Annotated in this window: 14 protein-coding genes and 1 pseudogene; 1 reads left to right on the forward strand and 14 read right to left on the reverse strand. The window is 56.7% G+C overall.

What is annotated here, in order from left to right; translation table 11 throughout:
- Positions 1-147 precede the first annotated feature (147 nt).
- From rlmB to nnr, 14 genes are all read right to left on the reverse strand, one after another.
- Complete coding sequence (gene rlmB / locus ACOTXT_RS20955) at positions 148-879, reverse strand: 23S rRNA (guanosine(2251)-2'-O)-methyltransferase RlmB (RefSeq protein ID WP_047364106.1); 732 nt, start codon at positions 877-879, stop codon at positions 148-150.
- A gap of 66 nt (positions 880-945) precedes the next feature.
- Positions 946-3,387, reverse strand: a complete 2,442-nt coding sequence (rnr, locus tag ACOTXT_RS20960) for a ribonuclease R (RefSeq protein ID WP_008502912.1) — start codon at positions 3,385-3,387, stop codon at positions 946-948.
- Positions 3,388-3,425: 38 nt separating this feature from the next.
- Positions 3,426-3,851 carry a nitric oxide-sensing transcriptional repressor NsrR gene (gene nsrR, locus ACOTXT_RS20965; RefSeq protein ID WP_023293453.1) on the reverse strand — a complete coding sequence of 142 codons (426 nt, stop codon included), beginning with the start codon at positions 3,849-3,851 and terminating at the stop codon, positions 3,426-3,428.
- A gap of 192 nt (positions 3,852-4,043) precedes the next feature.
- Positions 4,044-5,342 (reverse strand): adenylosuccinate synthase, encoded by a 1,299-nt coding sequence (locus ACOTXT_RS20970; protein ID WP_006178975.1) that lies wholly within the window; start codon positions 5,340-5,342, stop codon positions 4,044-4,046.
- A gap of 104 nt (positions 5,343-5,446) precedes the next feature.
- On the reverse strand, positions 5,447-5,644 hold the full coding sequence (locus ACOTXT_RS20975) for a DUF2065 domain-containing protein (protein WP_003855996.1): 198 nt from the start codon (positions 5,642-5,644) through the stop codon (positions 5,447-5,449).
- Between the two features lie 71 nt (positions 5,645-5,715).
- Positions 5,716-6,720, reverse strand: a complete 1,005-nt coding sequence (gene hflC, locus ACOTXT_RS20980) for a protease modulator HflC (RefSeq protein WP_008502916.1) — start codon at positions 6,718-6,720, stop codon at positions 5,716-5,718.
- Positions 6,721-6,722: 2 nt separating this feature from the next.
- A complete protein-coding gene (gene hflK, locus ACOTXT_RS20985) occupies positions 6,723-7,982 on the reverse strand; it encodes an FtsH protease activity modulator HflK (protein WP_032675814.1) in 1,260 nt (419 codons plus the stop codon).
- A gap of 56 nt (positions 7,983-8,038) precedes the next feature.
- A complete protein-coding gene (hflX, locus tag ACOTXT_RS20990; RefSeq protein WP_008502918.1) occupies positions 8,039-9,319 on the reverse strand; it encodes a ribosome rescue GTPase HflX in 1,281 nt (426 codons plus the stop codon).
- Positions 9,320-9,393: 74 nt separating this feature from the next.
- Positions 9,394-9,705 carry an RNA chaperone Hfq gene (hfq, locus tag ACOTXT_RS20995; RefSeq protein ID WP_008502919.1) on the reverse strand — a complete coding sequence of 104 codons (312 nt, stop codon included), beginning with the start codon at positions 9,703-9,705 and terminating at the stop codon, positions 9,394-9,396.
- A gap of 85 nt (positions 9,706-9,790) precedes the next feature.
- Positions 9,791-10,741 carry a tRNA (adenosine(37)-N6)-dimethylallyltransferase MiaA gene (gene miaA, locus ACOTXT_RS21000; RefSeq protein ID WP_055321269.1) on the reverse strand — a complete coding sequence of 317 codons (951 nt, stop codon included), beginning with the start codon at positions 10,739-10,741 and terminating at the stop codon, positions 9,791-9,793.
- The gene (mutL, locus tag ACOTXT_RS21005; RefSeq protein WP_055321268.1) at positions 10,734-12,578 is read right to left on the reverse strand and encodes a DNA mismatch repair endonuclease MutL; all 1,845 of its coding nucleotides are present in this window, start codon (positions 12,576-12,578) and stop codon (positions 10,734-10,736) included. Before mutL ends, miaA begins: the two co-directional genes overlap by 8 nt.
- A 9-nt stretch (positions 12,579-12,587) precedes the next feature.
- Positions 12,588-13,928, reverse strand: a complete 1,341-nt coding sequence (gene amiB / locus ACOTXT_RS21010; RefSeq protein ID WP_021240715.1) for an N-acetylmuramoyl-L-alanine amidase AmiB — start codon at positions 13,926-13,928, stop codon at positions 12,588-12,590.
- Between the two features lie 16 nt (positions 13,929-13,944).
- A complete protein-coding gene (gene tsaE, locus ACOTXT_RS21015) occupies positions 13,945-14,406 on the reverse strand; it encodes a tRNA (adenosine(37)-N6)-threonylcarbamoyltransferase complex ATPase subunit type 1 TsaE (RefSeq protein ID WP_023293458.1) in 462 nt (153 codons plus the stop codon).
- A complete protein-coding gene (gene nnr, locus ACOTXT_RS21020; protein ID WP_055321267.1) occupies positions 14,399-15,922 on the reverse strand; it encodes a bifunctional ADP-dependent NAD(P)H-hydrate dehydratase/NAD(P)H-hydrate epimerase in 1,524 nt (507 codons plus the stop codon). Before nnr ends, tsaE begins: the two co-directional genes overlap by 8 nt.
- On the opposite strand from nnr, the pseudogene ACOTXT_RS21025 reads away from it, so the two are divergent.
- A pseudogene (locus ACOTXT_RS21025) lies at positions 15,921-16,283 on the forward strand (QueG-associated DUF1730 domain-containing protein); the annotation flags it as partial. The gene nnr and the pseudogene ACOTXT_RS21025 sit on opposite strands and share 2 nt — an antisense overlap.
- Positions 16,284-16,397 lie beyond the last annotated feature (114 nt).

Genomic DNA, 16,397 nt, shown 5'->3' on the forward strand with positions numbered 1-16,397 from the left:
AGGCCATCATCTTCAACGGAATAACGCTTGCGTACTACGACCGAAAAACCCAGAGTGTGGTGCGGATAGACTAAAAGTGTTACCTATGTTCCCGGTCTGATCTGTCACCTATGTATCCGGTCATACAGAAGCGCCACCGGGCGAAAATCAGCTGCGCTGACGCACCGCTTCAAACAGGCAGATGCCCGTCGCAACAGACACGTTCAGAGAGGACACGCTGCCCGCCATCGGGATGCTGATCAGCTCGTCGCAGTGCTCGCGCGTCAGGCGACGCATGCCTTCACCTTCCGCTCCCATCACCAGCGCCAGACGGCCGGTCATTTTGCTCTGATACAGGGTATGATCCGCTTCACCGGCAGTACCGACGATCCAGATGTTCTCTTCCTGCAGCAGACGCATGGTGCGCGCCAGGTTGGTCACGCGGATCAGCGGAACGTTTTCCGCCGCGCCGCAGGCCACTTTCTTCGCCGTCGCGTTCAGCTGCGCGGAGCGATCTTTCGGCACGATCACCGCATGCACGCCCGCCGCATCCGCGCTGCGCAGACACGCGCCGAGGTTGTGCGGATCGGTAACGCCATCGAGGATCAGGAAGAACGGATTCTCGAGCTCAGCGATCAGATCCGGCAGATCGTTTTCCTGATACTGACGGCCCGGCTTCACGCGGGCAATGATCCCCTGGTGAACCGCGCCTTCACTTTTCTCATCCAGGAACTGGCGGTTAGCCAGCTGGATCACCACGCCCTGCGCTTCCAGGGCGTGGATCAGCGGCATCAGACGTTTGTCTTCACGCCCTTTCAGAATAAACACTTCCTGAAAACGCTCCGGTGCGCGCTCGAGAAGGGCCTGCACCGCGTGGATGCCGTAAATCATTTCACTCATTGATGGTTCTCGTAATAAGTATTTCCCCTCTCCCGGTTGGGGAGAGGGTCAGGGTGAGGGGAGAATTTACTCCGCCTGCTTTTTCTTAGCCGCGCGCTTCGCTTTGGTGGCGGCCGCTATTTTCTGTGTCTTCGCGGAAGGTTTCTTCGCGGCACGGGCTTCTTTCTTTGCCGCCTTCGGCTTCTGCTTCTTCTCGCCGCGGAAGGCGCTGTCCGGCTCGAAGTTCACCTTCTTACCGGCCTGACGGCGCTTGCCGCTCGTTTTGCCGTTTCCGCCTTTTTTCGCTCTTTCGCGCTCGGTTTTACCGACGTTACGCGGTGCGCGCTCGCTGGAGATCAGGCTGAAGTCGATTTTACGGTCGTCCATATTCACGGCCTCAACCTTCACTTCCACACGGTCGCCCAGGCGGTAGGTCTGGCCGCCAGATTCGCCGATCAGACGCTGACCGACCTGGTCGAAGCGGTAGTAGTCGTTATCCAGGCTGGAGACGTGCACCAGACCGTCGATAAACAGCTCGTCCAGACGAACGAAGAAGCCAAAGCCGGTCACGCTGGCAATCACGCCTTTGAAGACGTTACCGACCTGGTCCAGCATAAAGTCACACTTCAGCCAGTCCGCCACGTCGCGGGTAGCTTCATCGGCACGGCGTTCGGTCATGGAGCAGTGCTGACCCAGCTGCAGCATCTCTTCCATCGAATAGTGGTAGCCACCGGTTTCGGTGGTGTTCCCTTTATGGCCCTGCTCCTGCGCCAGCAGATACTTGATCGCACGGTGCAGCGAAAGGTCAGGGTAACGACGGATCGGCGACGTAAAGTGGGCGTAAGACTGCAGCGCCAGGCCGAAGTGACCGCGGTTTTCCGGATCGTAAATCGCCTGCTTCATCGAGCGCAGCAGCATTGTCTGTAGCATTTCTGCATCAGGACGATCGCTAATGGATTCCAGCAGCTCGGCGTAATCGCGCGGCTCTGGCTTATTGCCGCCCGGGAGCTCCAGGCCCAGTTCAGCCAGCACAGAGCGGAACGCGGTGATGGCTTCCGTCGACGGTTTATCGTGAATACGAAACAGCGCAGGCTCTTTGGCTTTCTCAACGAAGCGTGCCGCCGAGATGTTCGCCAGGATCATACACTCTTCAATCAGCTTGTGCGCATCGTTACGCTGAGTCTGCTCGATGCGCTCAATGCGGCGCTCGGCGTTGAAGATAAATTTCGCCTCTTCGCTCTCAAAGGAGATCCCGCCGCGCTCTTCGCGCGCCTGATCCAGCGTTTTGTAGAGGTTATGCAGCTCTTCGATGTGTTTGACCAGCGGCGCGTACTGTTCGCGCAGATCCTGGTCGCCCTGCAGCATATGCCAGACCTTGGTGTAGGTCAGACGCGCGTGCGAGCTCATCACCGCTTCGTAGAATTTATAGCCAGTTAAGCGCCCTTTGTTGGAGATGGTCATCTCGCAAACCATACAGAGGCGGTCAACCTGCGGGTTCAGGGAGCACAGGCCGTTAGACAGCACTTCCGGCAGCATCGGTACAACCTGCGACGGGAAGTAGACCGACGTACCACGGCTGCGCGCTTCGTTATCCAGCGGGGTATGCGGACGAACATAGTAGCTTACGTCTGCAATCGCTACCCACAGACGCCAGCCGCCGCCGCGTTTTTTCTCGCAGTAGACGGCATCATCGAAGTCACGGGCGTCTTCACCGTCGATCGTAACCAGCGGCAGGGAGCGGAGATCCACGCGGCCCACTTTGGATTCTTCCGGCACTTCTTCGCGCAGGCTTTCGATCTGCTCTTCAACCGCTTTCGGCCAGATGTATGGAATTTCGTGGGTGCGCAGCGCCATATCAACGGCCATGCCGGTGCCCATATTATCGCCCAGCACTTCGACGATTTTACCTACCGCTTTGGTGCGACGGGTTGGGCGCTGGGTGAGTTCCACCACCACCACAAAGCCCATGCGGGCGCCCATCACCTCTTCAGGTGGGATCAGGATGTCGAAGCTCAGACGGCTGTCGTCCGGCACCACGAACCCCACGCCCGCGTCGGTAAAGTAGCGGCCAACAATCTGGCTGGTTTTTGGCACCAGGACGCGCACGACGCGCGCTTCTCGGCGACCTTTACGGTCAGCGCCCAGCGGCTGCGCCAGAATTTGGTCACCGTGGATGCACATTTTCATCTGTTCAGATGAGAGATACAGATCGTCTTTACGGCCTTCCACGCGCAGGAAGCCGAAGCCATCGCGGTGACCAATGACGGTCCCTTTCAGCAGATCGAGGCGTTCTGGCAGCGCGTAGCACTGGCGGCGGGTAAAGACCAGCTGCCCGTCACGCTCCATCGCGCGCAGGCGGCGGCGAAGGGCTTCAATTTGCTCTTCACCTTCAATGTTTAATTCAACAGCAAGTTCTTCACGATTGGCGGGTTTTTCGCGTTTTGTTAAGTGTTCAATGATGAACTCGCGGCTGGGGATAGGATTCGCGTATTTTTCGGCTTCGCGTTCCTGGAAAGGATCGTGTGACATGTCGGTTCCTCCGTTGTCAGCTCCGGTGGAAATTTTCTTCATTCCACCAGCAATAATTTATAAAGCGGTTGATTTTCTTCAACCAAATCGGCCAGCGTGTAGTTATCCAGCTCCTTGAGAAAACTTTGCACGGCCTTAGAAAGCGCCTTTTTCAGGCGGCAAGCGGGCGTGATGTGGCAGAACTCGCTGCTGCAGTTCACCAGAGACAGCGGCTCCAGTTCACGTACCACATCGCCAACACGAATACTCTGTGCCGGTTTACCGAGACGGATCCCACCATTCTTCCCGCGGACGGCAGCAACGTATCCGGCACGACTAAGTTGATTGATTATTTTGACCATATGATTACGGGATACGCCGTAGACCTCTGTGACTTCAGAGATACTGGTCATTTTCCCATCGGGTAACGACGCCATGTAGATCAGGGCGCGTAAGCCGTAATCGGTGAAACTTGTTAACTGCACATCAACCTCAGGAAAAAGGGAAATCGCGGACAAACCGCAGAAATATTCATTAATGATGATAAACCAGCCAGATAGTTAGCGGCTAATTTATTTGACAGACGGGGCGAAAAAGCGGAGATCCAGGAGCGGTCGCCGGATGGCGCTACGCTTATCCGGCCTACGGGTCTCCCCGCAGGCCAGCAGTCACGAAGATTATGCGTCGAACGGGTCGCGCAGGATCATCGTTTCAGTACGATCCGGGCCGGTAGAAATAATATCGATCGGCACTTCGGTCAGTTCTTCAATACGCTTGATATAATCCAGCGCCGCCTGCGGCAGGCCGCTACGCTCTTTCACACCGAAAGTGGTCTCAGACCAGCCCGGCATGGTTTCGTAGATTGGCTCAATGCCTTCCCAGTCGTCAGCAGCCAGCGGCGTGGTGGTCACTTCGCGGCCATCAGGCATACGGTAGCCTACGCAGATTTTCACTTCTTTCAGGCCGTCCAGTACGTCCAGCTTGGTCAGGCAGAAGCCAGACAGGGAGTTGATCTGCACTGCACGACGCACGGCAACCGCATCCAGCCAGCCGGTACGACGACGACGACCGGTGGTCGCGCCAAACTCGTTACCCTGCTTGCACAGGAACTCGCCGGTTTCATCAAACAGTTCGGTCGGGAATGGACCTGCACCCACGCGAGTGGAGTACGCTTTGATGATGCCCAGAACGTAATCCACATAACGTGGACCCAGGCCAGAGCCGGTCGCCACGCCACCCGCGGTGGTGTTGGAAGAGGTTACGTACGGATAGGTACCGTGGTCGATGTCCAGCAGCGTACCCTGCGCACCTTCGAACATGACGAAATCGCCACGCTTGCGCGCCTGGTCCAGCAGATCGGACACATCAACAACCATACCGGTCAGAATGTCTGCAATCGCCATGACGTCATCCAGCACTTTCTGGTAGTCAACAGCGTCAGCTTTGTAGAAGTTCACCAGCTGGAAGTTGTGATATTCCATCACTTCTTTCAGTTTTTCAGCGAAGGTTGCTTTGTCGAAGAGGTCACCCACGCGCAGACCGCGACGTGCAACTTTATCCTCGTAAGCCGGGCCGATACCACGACCGGTGGTGCCGATCGCTTTCGCGCCGCGTGCTTTTTCACGCGCAACGTCCAGCGCCACGTGATAGTCCAGGATCAGCGGGCAGGCTTCGGAGAGCAGCAGACGCTCGCGAACCGGGATACCACGGTCTTCCAGACCTTTCATCTCTTTCATCAGCGCCGCTGGAGACAGCACAACGCCGTTACCGATGATGCTGGTGACGTTTTCGCGAAGAATGCCTGATGGAATAAGATGGAGGACGGTTTTTTCACCGTTGATTACGAGAGTATGGCCTGCGTTGTGACCGCCCTGGTAGCGCACAACATATTTAGCCCGTTCAGTCAGAAGATCAACAATCTTCCCTTTACCTTCGTCACCCCATTGGGTGCCCAGTACGACGACGTTGTTACCCATTTTTTTCAAAATCACCGTTTGCTTAAAAATGGATTCTACCATCGCTTTTTCAGATATACAGCACTTTTTGACCTCAGAATATCCCAAATCCGACCACTTTTTGATCAGCCAATCGTTTTCCTCAACATGTAGTAGATCACGATGCCCGCAACCACAAGACCGCCGCCAAAACGACGTAAAATATTATCCGGCAGTTGGCTCATGGTGGCGATCATTCGACGCCAGGCGCGTGGATAGAGCATCGGTCCCAGACCTTCCAGCACCAGGACCAGGGCCAGCGCGAGCCAGATCGTTGAATTCATTTTTGTTCCTTATAAAAGAAAACCACCGCTCCGTGGGAAGCGGTGGTTTGAATACTCAAACGAGTCTGAGTTTATCGCGTTGCGTTAGTCGGCGTCTTCATATAACGGAAGAAATCGCTGTCCGGGCTGAGCACCATCACATCCTGGTTGCTCTGGAAGCTATTCTCGTAAGCACGCAGGCTACGGATAAAGGCATAGAAGTCAGGATCCTGACTGAAGGCATCGGCAAACAGCTTCGCCGCCTCGGCATCACCTTCACCGCGCAGGATGCGGCCCTGACGCTCAGATTCCGCCAGCGTTTTGGCCACTTCGTAGTCCGCAGCAGCACGCAGCTTCTCCGCCTCTTCCTGGCCCTGTGAACGGTGACGACGGGCGACCGCTTCACGCTCAGCGCGCATACGGTTGTAAATCGCCTCGGACACTTCCACCGGCAGGTTGATCTGCTTGATACGCACGTCTACCACTTCAATACCCAGTGCAGCCATACTGTTCGGGTTGATCACCGGCACTTTACCGTTGGTTTCAGCCTGAACGCGCTCAGCCGCTTTGGCAATCGCATCATCTGCTGCCGGCGTTGAAACTTCATCTTCAGTGCCCGCTGTGCCGGAGTTCAGCGCATCGCGAACTTCCAGGGTCAGACGGCCACGGGAGTCGGTAACGATGTCTTTCACATCCAGACGACCAATCTCAGAACGCAGACGGTCAGAGAACTTACGTTTCAGCAGCACTTCTGCCTGAGAAACGTCACCGCCGCCCGTTGCCAGGAAGTAACGGCTGAAATCGCTGATGCGCCATTTGATATAGGAATCAACGATCAGGTCTTTCTTCTCTTTAGTCACGAAACGGTCGGCCTGGTTATCCATGGTCTGGATACGCGCATCAAGCGTTTTCACTGACTGAATGAACGGCACCTTGAAGTGCAGACCCGGCTCGTAGATCACCGGGCGTTTGTCGCCATCACGCACGACGCTGCTGAACTGGAACTTGATCCCACGCTCGCCCTCTTTCACCACAAAGATCGAGGTATAAAGCACGACCAGTACGATGACGATGATCGCAATAACTGACTTACGCATCCTTATTCCCCCTGACGCTGGTAGTCGTTACGCTGCGCGTTAGCACGGCGTTGGTCCATAATGTCACCATCGCTCGAAGAAGACGTGGTTGTTGCGCTTGTGCTACCGGATGACGCAGGTGGCAGACGCAGCAGGTTGTTCGCACCGCTGTTGTCTTTTGCTGCCGATGCAGAACTGCCTTTCAGCATCTGATCCAGCGGCAGCACCATCAGGTTTCCGCCTTTACTGTCGTTAACCAACACTTTGCGGGTGTGGCTCAGCACTTTTTCCATGGTCTCAATATAGAGACGCTCACGGGTAATTTCCGGCGCCGCTTTATATTCCGGCAGGATCTTCGCGAAGCGAGCGACCTCACCCTGTGCTTCCAGGATGGTCTGCGTCTTATACGCACGCGCTTCTTCCAGAATACGCTGCGCCTGACCGTTAGCACGTGGCTGAACTTCGTTGGTGTAGGCTTCTGCTTCACGGATGTACTGCTGTTCGTTTTCACGTGCAGCAATCGCATCGTCAAAGGCCGCTTTCACCTCTTCCGGCGGACGGGCAGCCTGGAAGTTGACGTCCAGCAGGGTAATCCCCATGTTGTATGGACGAATGGTCTCTTCCAGCTCACGCTGGGTATCGCTACGGATAACGGTACGACCTTCGGTCAGGATACGGTCCATGGTGTATTTACCGATCACCCCGCGCAGGGCGCTGTCGGTCGCCTGGCGCAGGCTGTCATCAGCGCTGGTCACGCTAAACAGATAACGCTCAGGATCGGTCACGCGGTACTGCACGTTCATCTCAACGCGCACCACGTTTTCGTCAGACGTCAGCATCACACCAGACGCCGCCAGTTCACGGACCGATTCCACGTTGACCGCGGTCACGTCGTCAATGAAGGTCGGTTTCCAGTTCAGGCCCGGCTCAACCAGATGGCTGAACTTGCCAAAACGCGTAACGACACCGCGTTCCGCTTCTTTAATGGTGTAGAACCCGGTAGCAGCCCAGATGATTACCACTGCAGCGGCAACAATACCGACTACGCGGCCACCCATTTGCGGGCGCGGCCCCTGGGTGGAATTTCCACCTGAGCCAGAACCTTTACCTCCGCCAAGACCACCAAGCTTCTTGCTCAGCTTGCGGAAGATATCATCCAGATCCGGCGGCCCCTGCTCGCGACCACCTTTGTTGCCATTTCCCCCAGAGTTGCCGCCTTGATTATTGCTGCTTCCCCACGGGTCGCGGTCCTGTCCGTTATTACCGGGCTGATTCCACGCCATGTATATGCTCCATATTTGTTATGCAAGGGCGAATTATTCAGGCATCCCCTTTCTGATCAGACGATATAGTCGACCAGCGCAGGTTCTTGTTTACAGAGGCGACGCCAGTCAACGATCGGCATACGCACCTGCATCCCCACGCTGCCGTCATCCTCCATCCACTCTTTTTCTATCGCCTGAAGCTGATAAAACCGGCTGCGCAGCCTGCCTTCCTGTGGCGGCAGTCGCAGCGTGTGCTGAGCTACCTCACCGGAAAGACGTTCTGTCAAAGCCTGGAAAAGCAGTGGCACACCAAGACCGGTCTGGGCAGAAAGCCAGACCCGAATCGGTTTGTTCTCTTCATCTCTGTCGATACGCGGTTCGAAATCGTCCAGCATATCGATCTTGTTCATCACCAACAGCGTTGGGATTTCGTGGGCGTCGATCTCTTCGAGCACCACGTTCACCGCGTCGATGTTCTCCTGCACGCGCACGTCTGCCGCATCAATCACGTGCAGCAGCAGGGTCGCCTGTCGCGTCTCCTGCAAGGTGGCCTTGAACGCCGCCACCAGGTCATGCGGCAGGTGACGGATAAACCCTACGGTATCCGCCAGCACCGTTTCACCGACGTCTGCAACGTCAATACGGCGCAGCGTCGGGTCCAGGGTCGCAAACAGCTGGTCTGCGGCATAAACCTGGGCCTCGGTTATCTGGTTAAACAGGGTGGATTTACCGGCGTTGGTATACCCCACCAGCGACACCGTCGGGATGTCGGCTTTGGTGCGTGCCCGACGCCCCTGCTCACGCTGTTTCTCGACTCTTTCCAGACGCGAGAGGATCTGGGTAATTCGGCCACGCAGCAAACGACGGTCGGTTTCGAGCTGGGTTTCACCCGGGCCGCGCAAACCAATCCCGCCTTTTTGTCTTTCAAGGTGGGTCCAGCCACGCACCAGACGCGTTGCCAGATGACGCAGCTGCGCCAGCTCAACCTGCAGTTTCCCTTCGTGGGTACGTGCACGCTGAGCAAAAATGTCTAAAATCAATCCCGTGCGATCGATAACACGGCATTCGCAGAGAGCTTCCAGGTTGCGCTCCTGGGCTGGAGACAGCGCATGATCAAACAACACGACTGACGCGCCGGTTGCTTTTACGGCATCCGCAATTTCGACTGCTTTACCTTCACCAACAAAATACTTTGGGTGCGGCGCTTTACGGCTACCGGTAATCACCTGCATTGCTTCGACACCGGCGGAAGAGACCAGAGATTCAAACTCCTGGAGGTCTTCCATATCTTTGTCTTGCGAAAAATAGATGTGTACCAGCACCGCCTGCTCACCGGCATCATAACGGTCAAACAAGCGTAAACCTCTCTAAAAAGATCAGCGGGGAACGCAGGATCCCTGGCTCCCCGTGTGGATAACAGTGCGAAACCTTATTCGGTCTCGTCGCTGTCCTGCGCTGGCGTTGAAGAACCCTGCGCGTTGCTGCCATGATGGTAGTTACTACCTGTGCCGCCGCCAGCGTTATTGCTGTGATGAGATACCGGACGGGACGGAACAACAGTAGAAATAGCGTGCTTATAGACCATCTGACTGACCGTGTTTTTCAACAGAATCACGAACTGATCGAAAGACTCAATCTGACCTTGCAGCTTAATACCATTCACCAAATAAATAGAAACTGGAACACGTTCCCGACGCAATGCGTTCAGGAACGGATCTTGTAAAGATTGCCCCTTAGCCATTCTATCTTTTCCTTATATGCTTGTTTTGTACTTAGAACCTTGCGATTCTGAAAAATTGCGCACGATACGCCTCAATTGTACACATTCAGTGAGCGATATCACCAACAACCTCAATCACGTCGCTTAACGCCTGTTGTGGTTTTTCACTGTCTAACCAGTGAACCCCTTCCCAACCGCGCAACCAGGTGATCTGGCGCTTCGCTAACTGTCTCGTGGCGCAAACACCTCGATAAACCATTTCATCGTATGAAATCTCACCTTCAAGGTACGACCACATCTGGCGGTATCCCACACAACGAATGGAAGGCATGTCCGTATGCAAATCTCCACGGGCAAATAGCGCCCGCACTTCTGCTTCAAAATCTGAAGCTAACATCTGATGAAAACGCTGCTCAATTCGCTGATGGAGCAGTTCACGGCTCGCCGGGGCGATGGCGAACTGATGCACCTGATACTGCAGAGCGTCTCCTGACGTTTGCGTCAGTTCCGTTAAAGTTTTACCCGAAATGAAAAAAACTTCCAGTGCCCGGGAAAGCCTTTGCGGATCATTTGGATGGATCCGCGCTGCGGCAACCGGGTCAATCTCCGCCAGTTGCTGATGCAAAACGTCCCACCCCTGCTCTGCCGCCTGCTGCTCAATTTTCGCTCTTACTTCCGGGTCCGCGGATGGCAGAGGTGATAACCCCTCCAGCAGCGCCTTGAAGTAGAGCATGGTTCCGCCAACCAACAGCGGTATACGCCCCGCCGCCGTTATCTCGGCCATCTCGGCTAAGGCATCCCGGCGAAAATCCGCTGCGGAGTAAGCCTGAGCCGGATCGAGGATATCCAGCAAACGGTGCGGTGCCGCGCGCAGTTCTTCTGCGTCAGGCTTCGCCGTGCCGATGTCCATCCCTCGGTAGATGAGGGCGGAGTCGACGCTAATCAACTCTACCGGCAAAACTTTACGCAACTCAATGGCGAGCGCCGTTTTGCCGGAGGCCGTTGGGCCCATTAAAAAAATTGCCTTAGGCAGGCTCGCCTTACTTACGTCAATCATGTTTCAGGGCGTTCATCGCCGTTTTTAAATCAACAGGTTGTAATAACCCACCCGGCGGCGCTTTCACCAGATGCGGACAGAGGCGTTCAACCTCCGCCAGCACGCTGATGGCCTGTGCCATGCTCCACGGCGCGTGTTCGCTGGCCAGATGGCGGGCGATCCACTGCGCGGTGTTAGCGGCATCAAACGATGTTTGCTGCGCCAGGTAGCCTATCAGTTCAGGAATCAAGTTTTGTAAATTTTGTTGGCGTAAGGGTAAAGGCACTGCACGAATTGTCACATGTTGTGGTTCGAGCACAATTTCAATACCCATTTGCGCCAGCTGTGCTTCGGCACGCTGCAATATCCTTGTTTCATCAGGGGATATTTTCAGGCGAACCGGAATTAACAGCGGCTGCGCACAGGCGGCATTTTCGCCCGGCGTGAGCTGCACCTGTTTAAGCCAGCGTTCGGCAACCGGCAGTGCCAGAAGCATCAATTTGCCGTCACGTTCCAGCAGTGCCATATCCGGCGCGATAATCGTCAGCACCCGGCCAAAACTCTGGCTATGGCCGTCCAGAGAAGGCTGAGGTGCCGGAATAGGTTCTTTACGCTCTACGACTGGCGTCTCCAGCAGTTTGCGGTACAACGCGCCCTGCTGCTTTTGATAGCCAGGCTGGGCATTCGGGTAGTTGGCACCCGTTGGACGCGGTGCGGCCCCTGCGGAGGAAAAGCGCGGCGCTTCCGGTTCACGCGCAACGGCGGGCTCCGCAAAATGGTTGCGGCCTGCAGCGACACGGTTTTCAGGAATTGGGCGTGGCGCAGGTTCTGCGTGTTCCAGCGGCAACGGCGTTTCACCCTGCTGCTGCAGCACGCTCAGCACGCCCTGATAGATAAAATCATGCACCAGTCGCGACTGGTGGAACCGCACTTCATGCTTGGCAGGATGGACGTTCACATCCACCTGATGCGGGTCGATGTCCAGATAAAGCACGAAAGCAGGCTGCTGATCGGCCCCGAGCTTGTCTTGGCAGGCCTGGCGAATGGCGTGATTGATGAGACGGTCACGCATCATGCGGCCGTTGACGTAGCAATACTGGATCTCCGCAAACGCAGCGCTGCTCGCGTTAGGATCGGCTACCCAGCCGCGCAGCGCCAGATCGCCGTGCTGCCACTCAATGGCCAGCGCCTGTTCCAGAAACGGGGTCCCGCAAATGGCGCCCAGCCGACGCTCTTTCTGTCCACCTTCCGCCACCGCGCGATACTGACGCATCACCTTGCCGTTGTGGCTGAGGTTGATGGTGACATCGAAACGCGCCAGCGCGATGCGGCGGATGATCTCGTCGATGTGTCCGAATTCGGTCTTCTCGGTACGCATGAACTTGCGTCGGGCGGGGGTGTTGTAGAAGAGATCTAATACTTCAAGCGTCGTGCCGACAGGGTGCGCCGCGGGTTTGACCGTCACATCCATATCGCGCCCTTCGGCGTAAGCCTGCCAGGCTTCCTGCTGTTCGGCGGTACGGGAGGTCAGCGTTAAGCGCGAAACCGAGCTGATACTGGCCAGCGCTTCACCGCGAAAGCCGAGGCTAAGAATCGCTTCCAGGTCATCCAGAGAAGCAATTTTACTGGTGGCGTGACGGGCCAGCGCCAGCGCCAGCTCCTCTTTTTTAATGCCGCAGCCGTTGTCGCGAATGCGGATAAGCTTCGCGCCGCCGCGCTCGATATCAATATCGATGCGGGTCGCGCCCGCATCGAGGCTGTTTTCCACCAGCTCCTTCACGACCGACGCAGGGCGTTCCACCACCTCACCGGCGGCGATTTGGTTCGCAAGCTGCGGCGGCAGAACCTGAATCGGCATGAATTCTCCTTAGTTGGTCGCGGTCATCTCACCCGGTAGCGCTGCGCTGGCCGTCTGGGCAGCGCCGCTCTGTGGCGCAGACTGCAGCGGATGGGCATCAAAGTATTTACGCAGACCGTTATAAATCGCTTCGGCAATTTGCTGCTGATAGCTGTCGCTTCCCAGCAGACGCTCTTCACCGTTGTTACTGATAAAGCCCGTCTCTACAAGGATGGACGGGATATCTGGCGAGCGCAGAACGCCGAGGCTGGCATGTTCAGGACGACGCTTATGCAGCACACCAATGCTTTGCAGCTGGTTCAATACGTTAGTGGCCACATCATACCCGACGCGCTGAGAATGACCGAATTGTAAATCCAGCACCGCCTGGCTGAGATACGGGTCTGACTGGCTGTTTGCCAGCACATCGCCCGCGCCGCCTAGCAGTTCAGACTGCTTCTCATGCTCTTCCAGCCAGTTGGCCATTTCGCTGTTGGCGCGACGGTTCGAGAGTACCCATACCGAGGCACCGGTCGCGTTACGGTTAGGCGCAGCATCCGCGTGGATGGAAACCAGGAAATTCGCATTCTGCTTGCGCGCGACGTCCGAACGCCCCATTACCGAAATGAAGTAATCCCCGTCGCGGGTCAACACGCCTTTGAACGTAGGGTCGTCGTTGAGCAGTGCACGCAGCTTACGGGCAATGGCGATGGTGACATTTTTCTCTTGCGTCCCACCCGGGCCAATCGCACCCGGGTCCTGTCCACCGTGACCTGCATCAATGGCGATAATCACTTTGTCACCGCTGGTCGCAGCACGGCGCGTACTCACCGCCGGACGGGTCACCGTATTGCTGCTGGTTGCCGCAGTGATGCGATCGTTCTGTGATTTAAATGGATTACGCGCAGGTTCAGCAGGACGCGGCGTATACACCGGTTCTTCCACGCGTTTGGCAACGACAGGCGGCGGTGGAGGCGGTGGCGGGACATCGGCATTGATGGTAAAGACCACCGTATAGTTCGCCCCGTTTTGCTGCTTCACCGCCTTCGTTTTGCCCTTTTCGGTCAGATCGACCACCAGGCGTAACGACTGGCTATCCTGCGGCGTACCCGAACGGATACTTTTCACCAGGTTGTTGCCGCTGAACTGCAGCGGTAATCCCTGGATCACGCCTGTCTGTTTGATATCCAGCGCCACGCTGTGGCTGTCTGGCTGTGAAAACGCATACTCAGGATCGCCCATAAAGCTGAACGTGATCCGGGCCTGGCTTTCGCCGTTCGATACCTGAATATCTGAGAGGTTTGCCGCCCCGGCCTGCGCGCACAGCAGCACGGTGGCAGCCAACAACCAACCTTTAACGCGATTTATCATCCCGTCATCCCTACGCTTAACCGGCCAGTCGCGCCAGTAAGGAACTGCCTGATGAGGAAACAGCACTGATGCGTGCCTCACGCCCTTGAGCCTGGTAATCTAAGTGAATTTCGACATCCGGGTCAGGCAGCACACCCGCACCTTGTTGCGGCCACTCCACCAGGCAAATGGCGTCGTTGGCAAAATAATCACGGATCCCCATAAATTCCAGCTCCTCAGGATCCGCAAGGCGGTATAAATCGAAGTGGTACACCATGATATTTTCAAGGGTGTACGGTTCTACCAGCGTGTAGGTTGGGCTTTTCACATTCCCGTTATGCCCTAACGCCTGCAAAAAACCCCGGCTGAAGGTGGTTTTACCCGCCCCTAAATCACCATACAGATAAATGACGGTTGCCCCCTGACAGGCCTGCGCCACGCGCTTGCCGAGATCTAAAGTGGCTTGTTCATCAGGTAAAGGAATCGCTCGATTAGTCATTTTCTACGTCAATCACATCCGGGTTAACTACACGCCGCAGCGTGCAAAAGAGATCGGTGGCCAGCATACCGCGCGTACCGTAACGCGCAGCCAGTTTATCTGCCGCAACGCCGTGGGCCACGCAGCCCGCACAGGCTGCATCATAAAGGGGAAGTTTCTGTCCAAGCAATGCGCCAATAATACCGGAAAGCACATCGCCCATGCCGCCGCTCGCCATGCCCGCATTTCCGGCATCAATAACGCCCTGCGTCTCGTCACTGGCAACAACGGTTCCTGCCCCTTTTAAAACGGCAACACCTCCGTAACGTTTTACCAGACGCTGAGCAGAAAGTAAGCGATCGCTTTCAATTTCTGCCACGCTGCAGTTAAGCAGCCGCGCGGCTTCGCCGGGGTGTGGCGTCAGAATGCGATTGTGACGCTTATCCGGGTTTATTGCCAGAAGGTTAAGCGCGTCGGCATCCCACAGCATCGGTTTGCGAAAATTCTCGACCTTTTGCAGAGCCTGTTTACCCCACGCCTGCTGCCCAAGCCCGGGACCGATCACCACCACGTCCGCCCATTCGAGGCTTTCCTCCAGCGTCTGGAGCGTAAGCTCATGGACCATCAGCTCCGGTCGGGCCGTGACGATCGGCGCAATATTCTCAATGCGAGTGAGCACTCGCACTAATCCGGCGCCGCTGCGCAGAGCCGCTTCACCAGTCATGCGAATCGCACCCGCCGTACCGTGGTCACCGCCCACAATCACCAGCCTGCCGTGATCGCCCTTATGTGACGTTGGTCGTCGCGGCGGGAGCCACGCTGCAAGCTGCGACGCATCATAACGCGCGAGGTGCGTTTCCTGCCCGGCCAGCCAGCTCTCCAGCCCCAGCGCACTGTGGTGCAACACGCCAACGACGTCCCGCGCTTTGCCGGTCAGTAGCCCCGGCTTGAGGGCAATAAAGGTCACCGTATGTGCCGCCTGAATCACCGCCCCCGGCGTCGCGCCGGTTTGTGCAATCAGGCCAGAGGGAATATCCAGGGCGACTACCGGCGCGGAATGTCTGTTAGCGTGTTCAATGAGTGCGGCAACGTTTTCGCGCGGCGCGCTGCGCAGCCCGGTGCCCAGCAGCCCGTCAACAATCAGATCAACATCCTCTGGCCAGACGATATCAGGCGCATGAATCACACCGCCGGCGTTCAGCCATGCCTCCCGCGCCGCGCTGGCCTCTTCCGGCAGCGGTTTATCACTTTCGAGAGCCAGCAAGGTCACGCGGATACCCGCAGCCACCGCGAGACGGGCGACGACGTAGCCGTCACCGCCGTTGTTGCCGTGCCCGCACAGAATCAGCCAGTGGGCGGCCTGCGGCCAGGCGCTACGGGCAACGTCAAACGCTGCCTCACCCGCGCGGAGCATCAGTTCATACAGGGTAATCCCGAGGCTGTCTGCAGCCTCTTTTTCGGCGCGCCGGAGGTCATCCGCATGCCAGATGGAATGTGGTATACTTGCGGGGTTTTTCTTCACCGTATGGTCCGTCATGTCACAGCCCCTCGATCTCAATGAATTAGCGCAAAAAATCAAACAGTGGGGTGCTGAGCTTGGCTTCCAGAAGGTAGGCATTACCGATACCGACCTCTCCGCCAGCGAGCCCAAACTGCAGGCCTGGCTGGACAAACAATACCACGGCGAAATGGAGTGGATGGCACGTCATGGCATGATGCGCGCCCGTCCACACGAGCTTTTGCCGGGCACATTACGCGTCATCAGCGTGCGCATGAACTACCTGCCCGCCAACGCGGCCTTTGCGCGCACGCTCAAAGACCCCTCGCTGGGTTACGTTAGCCGGTACGCCCTCGGTCGTGATTACCATAAGCTTCTGCGTAACCGTTTAAGGAAGGTGCGAATAAGTCCGAGATGTGAGATCATCGTGTTGTAACCTGAACCCAGAATGAGTAACCGGATGAGCCAGCAACTGACTTTTGCCGACAGTGAGTTTTCCAGTAAACGCCGCCAG

Source organism: Enterobacter cloacae complex sp. IR5422 (assembly GCF_049238165.1).
In the GTDB taxonomy this organism is placed as follows: domain Bacteria; phylum Pseudomonadota; class Gammaproteobacteria; order Enterobacterales; family Enterobacteriaceae; genus Enterobacter; species Enterobacter roggenkampii.

Excerpts from the sequence above, each read along its gene's own strand:
- rlmB (WP_047364106.1), bottom strand. The coding sequence starts at position 879 with ATGAGTGAAATGATTTACGGCATCCACGCGGTGCAGGCCCTTCTCGAG.
- rnr (WP_008502912.1), bottom strand. The coding sequence starts at position 3,387 with ATGTCACACGATCCTTTCCAGGAACGCGAAGCCGAAAAATACGCGAAT.
- ACOTXT_RS20970 (WP_006178975.1), bottom strand. The coding sequence starts at position 5,342 with ATGGGTAACAACGTCGTCGTACTGGGCACCCAATGGGGTGACGAAGGT.
- ACOTXT_RS20975 (WP_003855996.1), bottom strand. The coding sequence starts at position 5,644 with ATGAATTCAACGATCTGGCTCGCGCTGGCCCTGGTCCTGGTGCTGGAA.
- hflC (WP_008502916.1), bottom strand. The coding sequence starts at position 6,720 with ATGCGTAAGTCAGTTATTGCGATCATCGTCATCGTACTGGTCGTGCTT.
- hflK (WP_032675814.1), bottom strand. The coding sequence starts at position 7,982 with ATGGCGTGGAATCAGCCCGGTAATAACGGACAGGACCGCGACCCGTGG.
- hfq (WP_008502919.1), bottom strand. The coding sequence starts at position 9,705 with ATGGCTAAGGGGCAATCTTTACAAGATCCGTTCCTGAACGCATTGCGT.
- miaA (WP_055321269.1), bottom strand. The coding sequence starts at position 10,741 with ATGATTGACGTAAGTAAGGCGAGCCTGCCTAAGGCAATTTTTTTAATG.
- mutL (WP_055321268.1), bottom strand. The coding sequence starts at position 12,578 with ATGCCGATTCAGGTTCTGCCGCCGCAGCTTGCGAACCAAATCGCCGCC.
- amiB (WP_021240715.1), bottom strand. The coding sequence starts at position 13,928 with ATGATAAATCGCGTTAAAGGTTGGTTGTTGGCTGCCACCGTGCTGCTG.
- tsaE (WP_023293458.1), bottom strand. The coding sequence starts at position 14,406 with ATGACTAATCGAGCGATTCCTTTACCTGATGAACAAGCCACTTTAGAT.
- nnr (WP_055321267.1), bottom strand. The coding sequence starts at position 15,922 with ATGACGGACCATACGGTGAAGAAAAACCCCGCAAGTATACCACATTCC.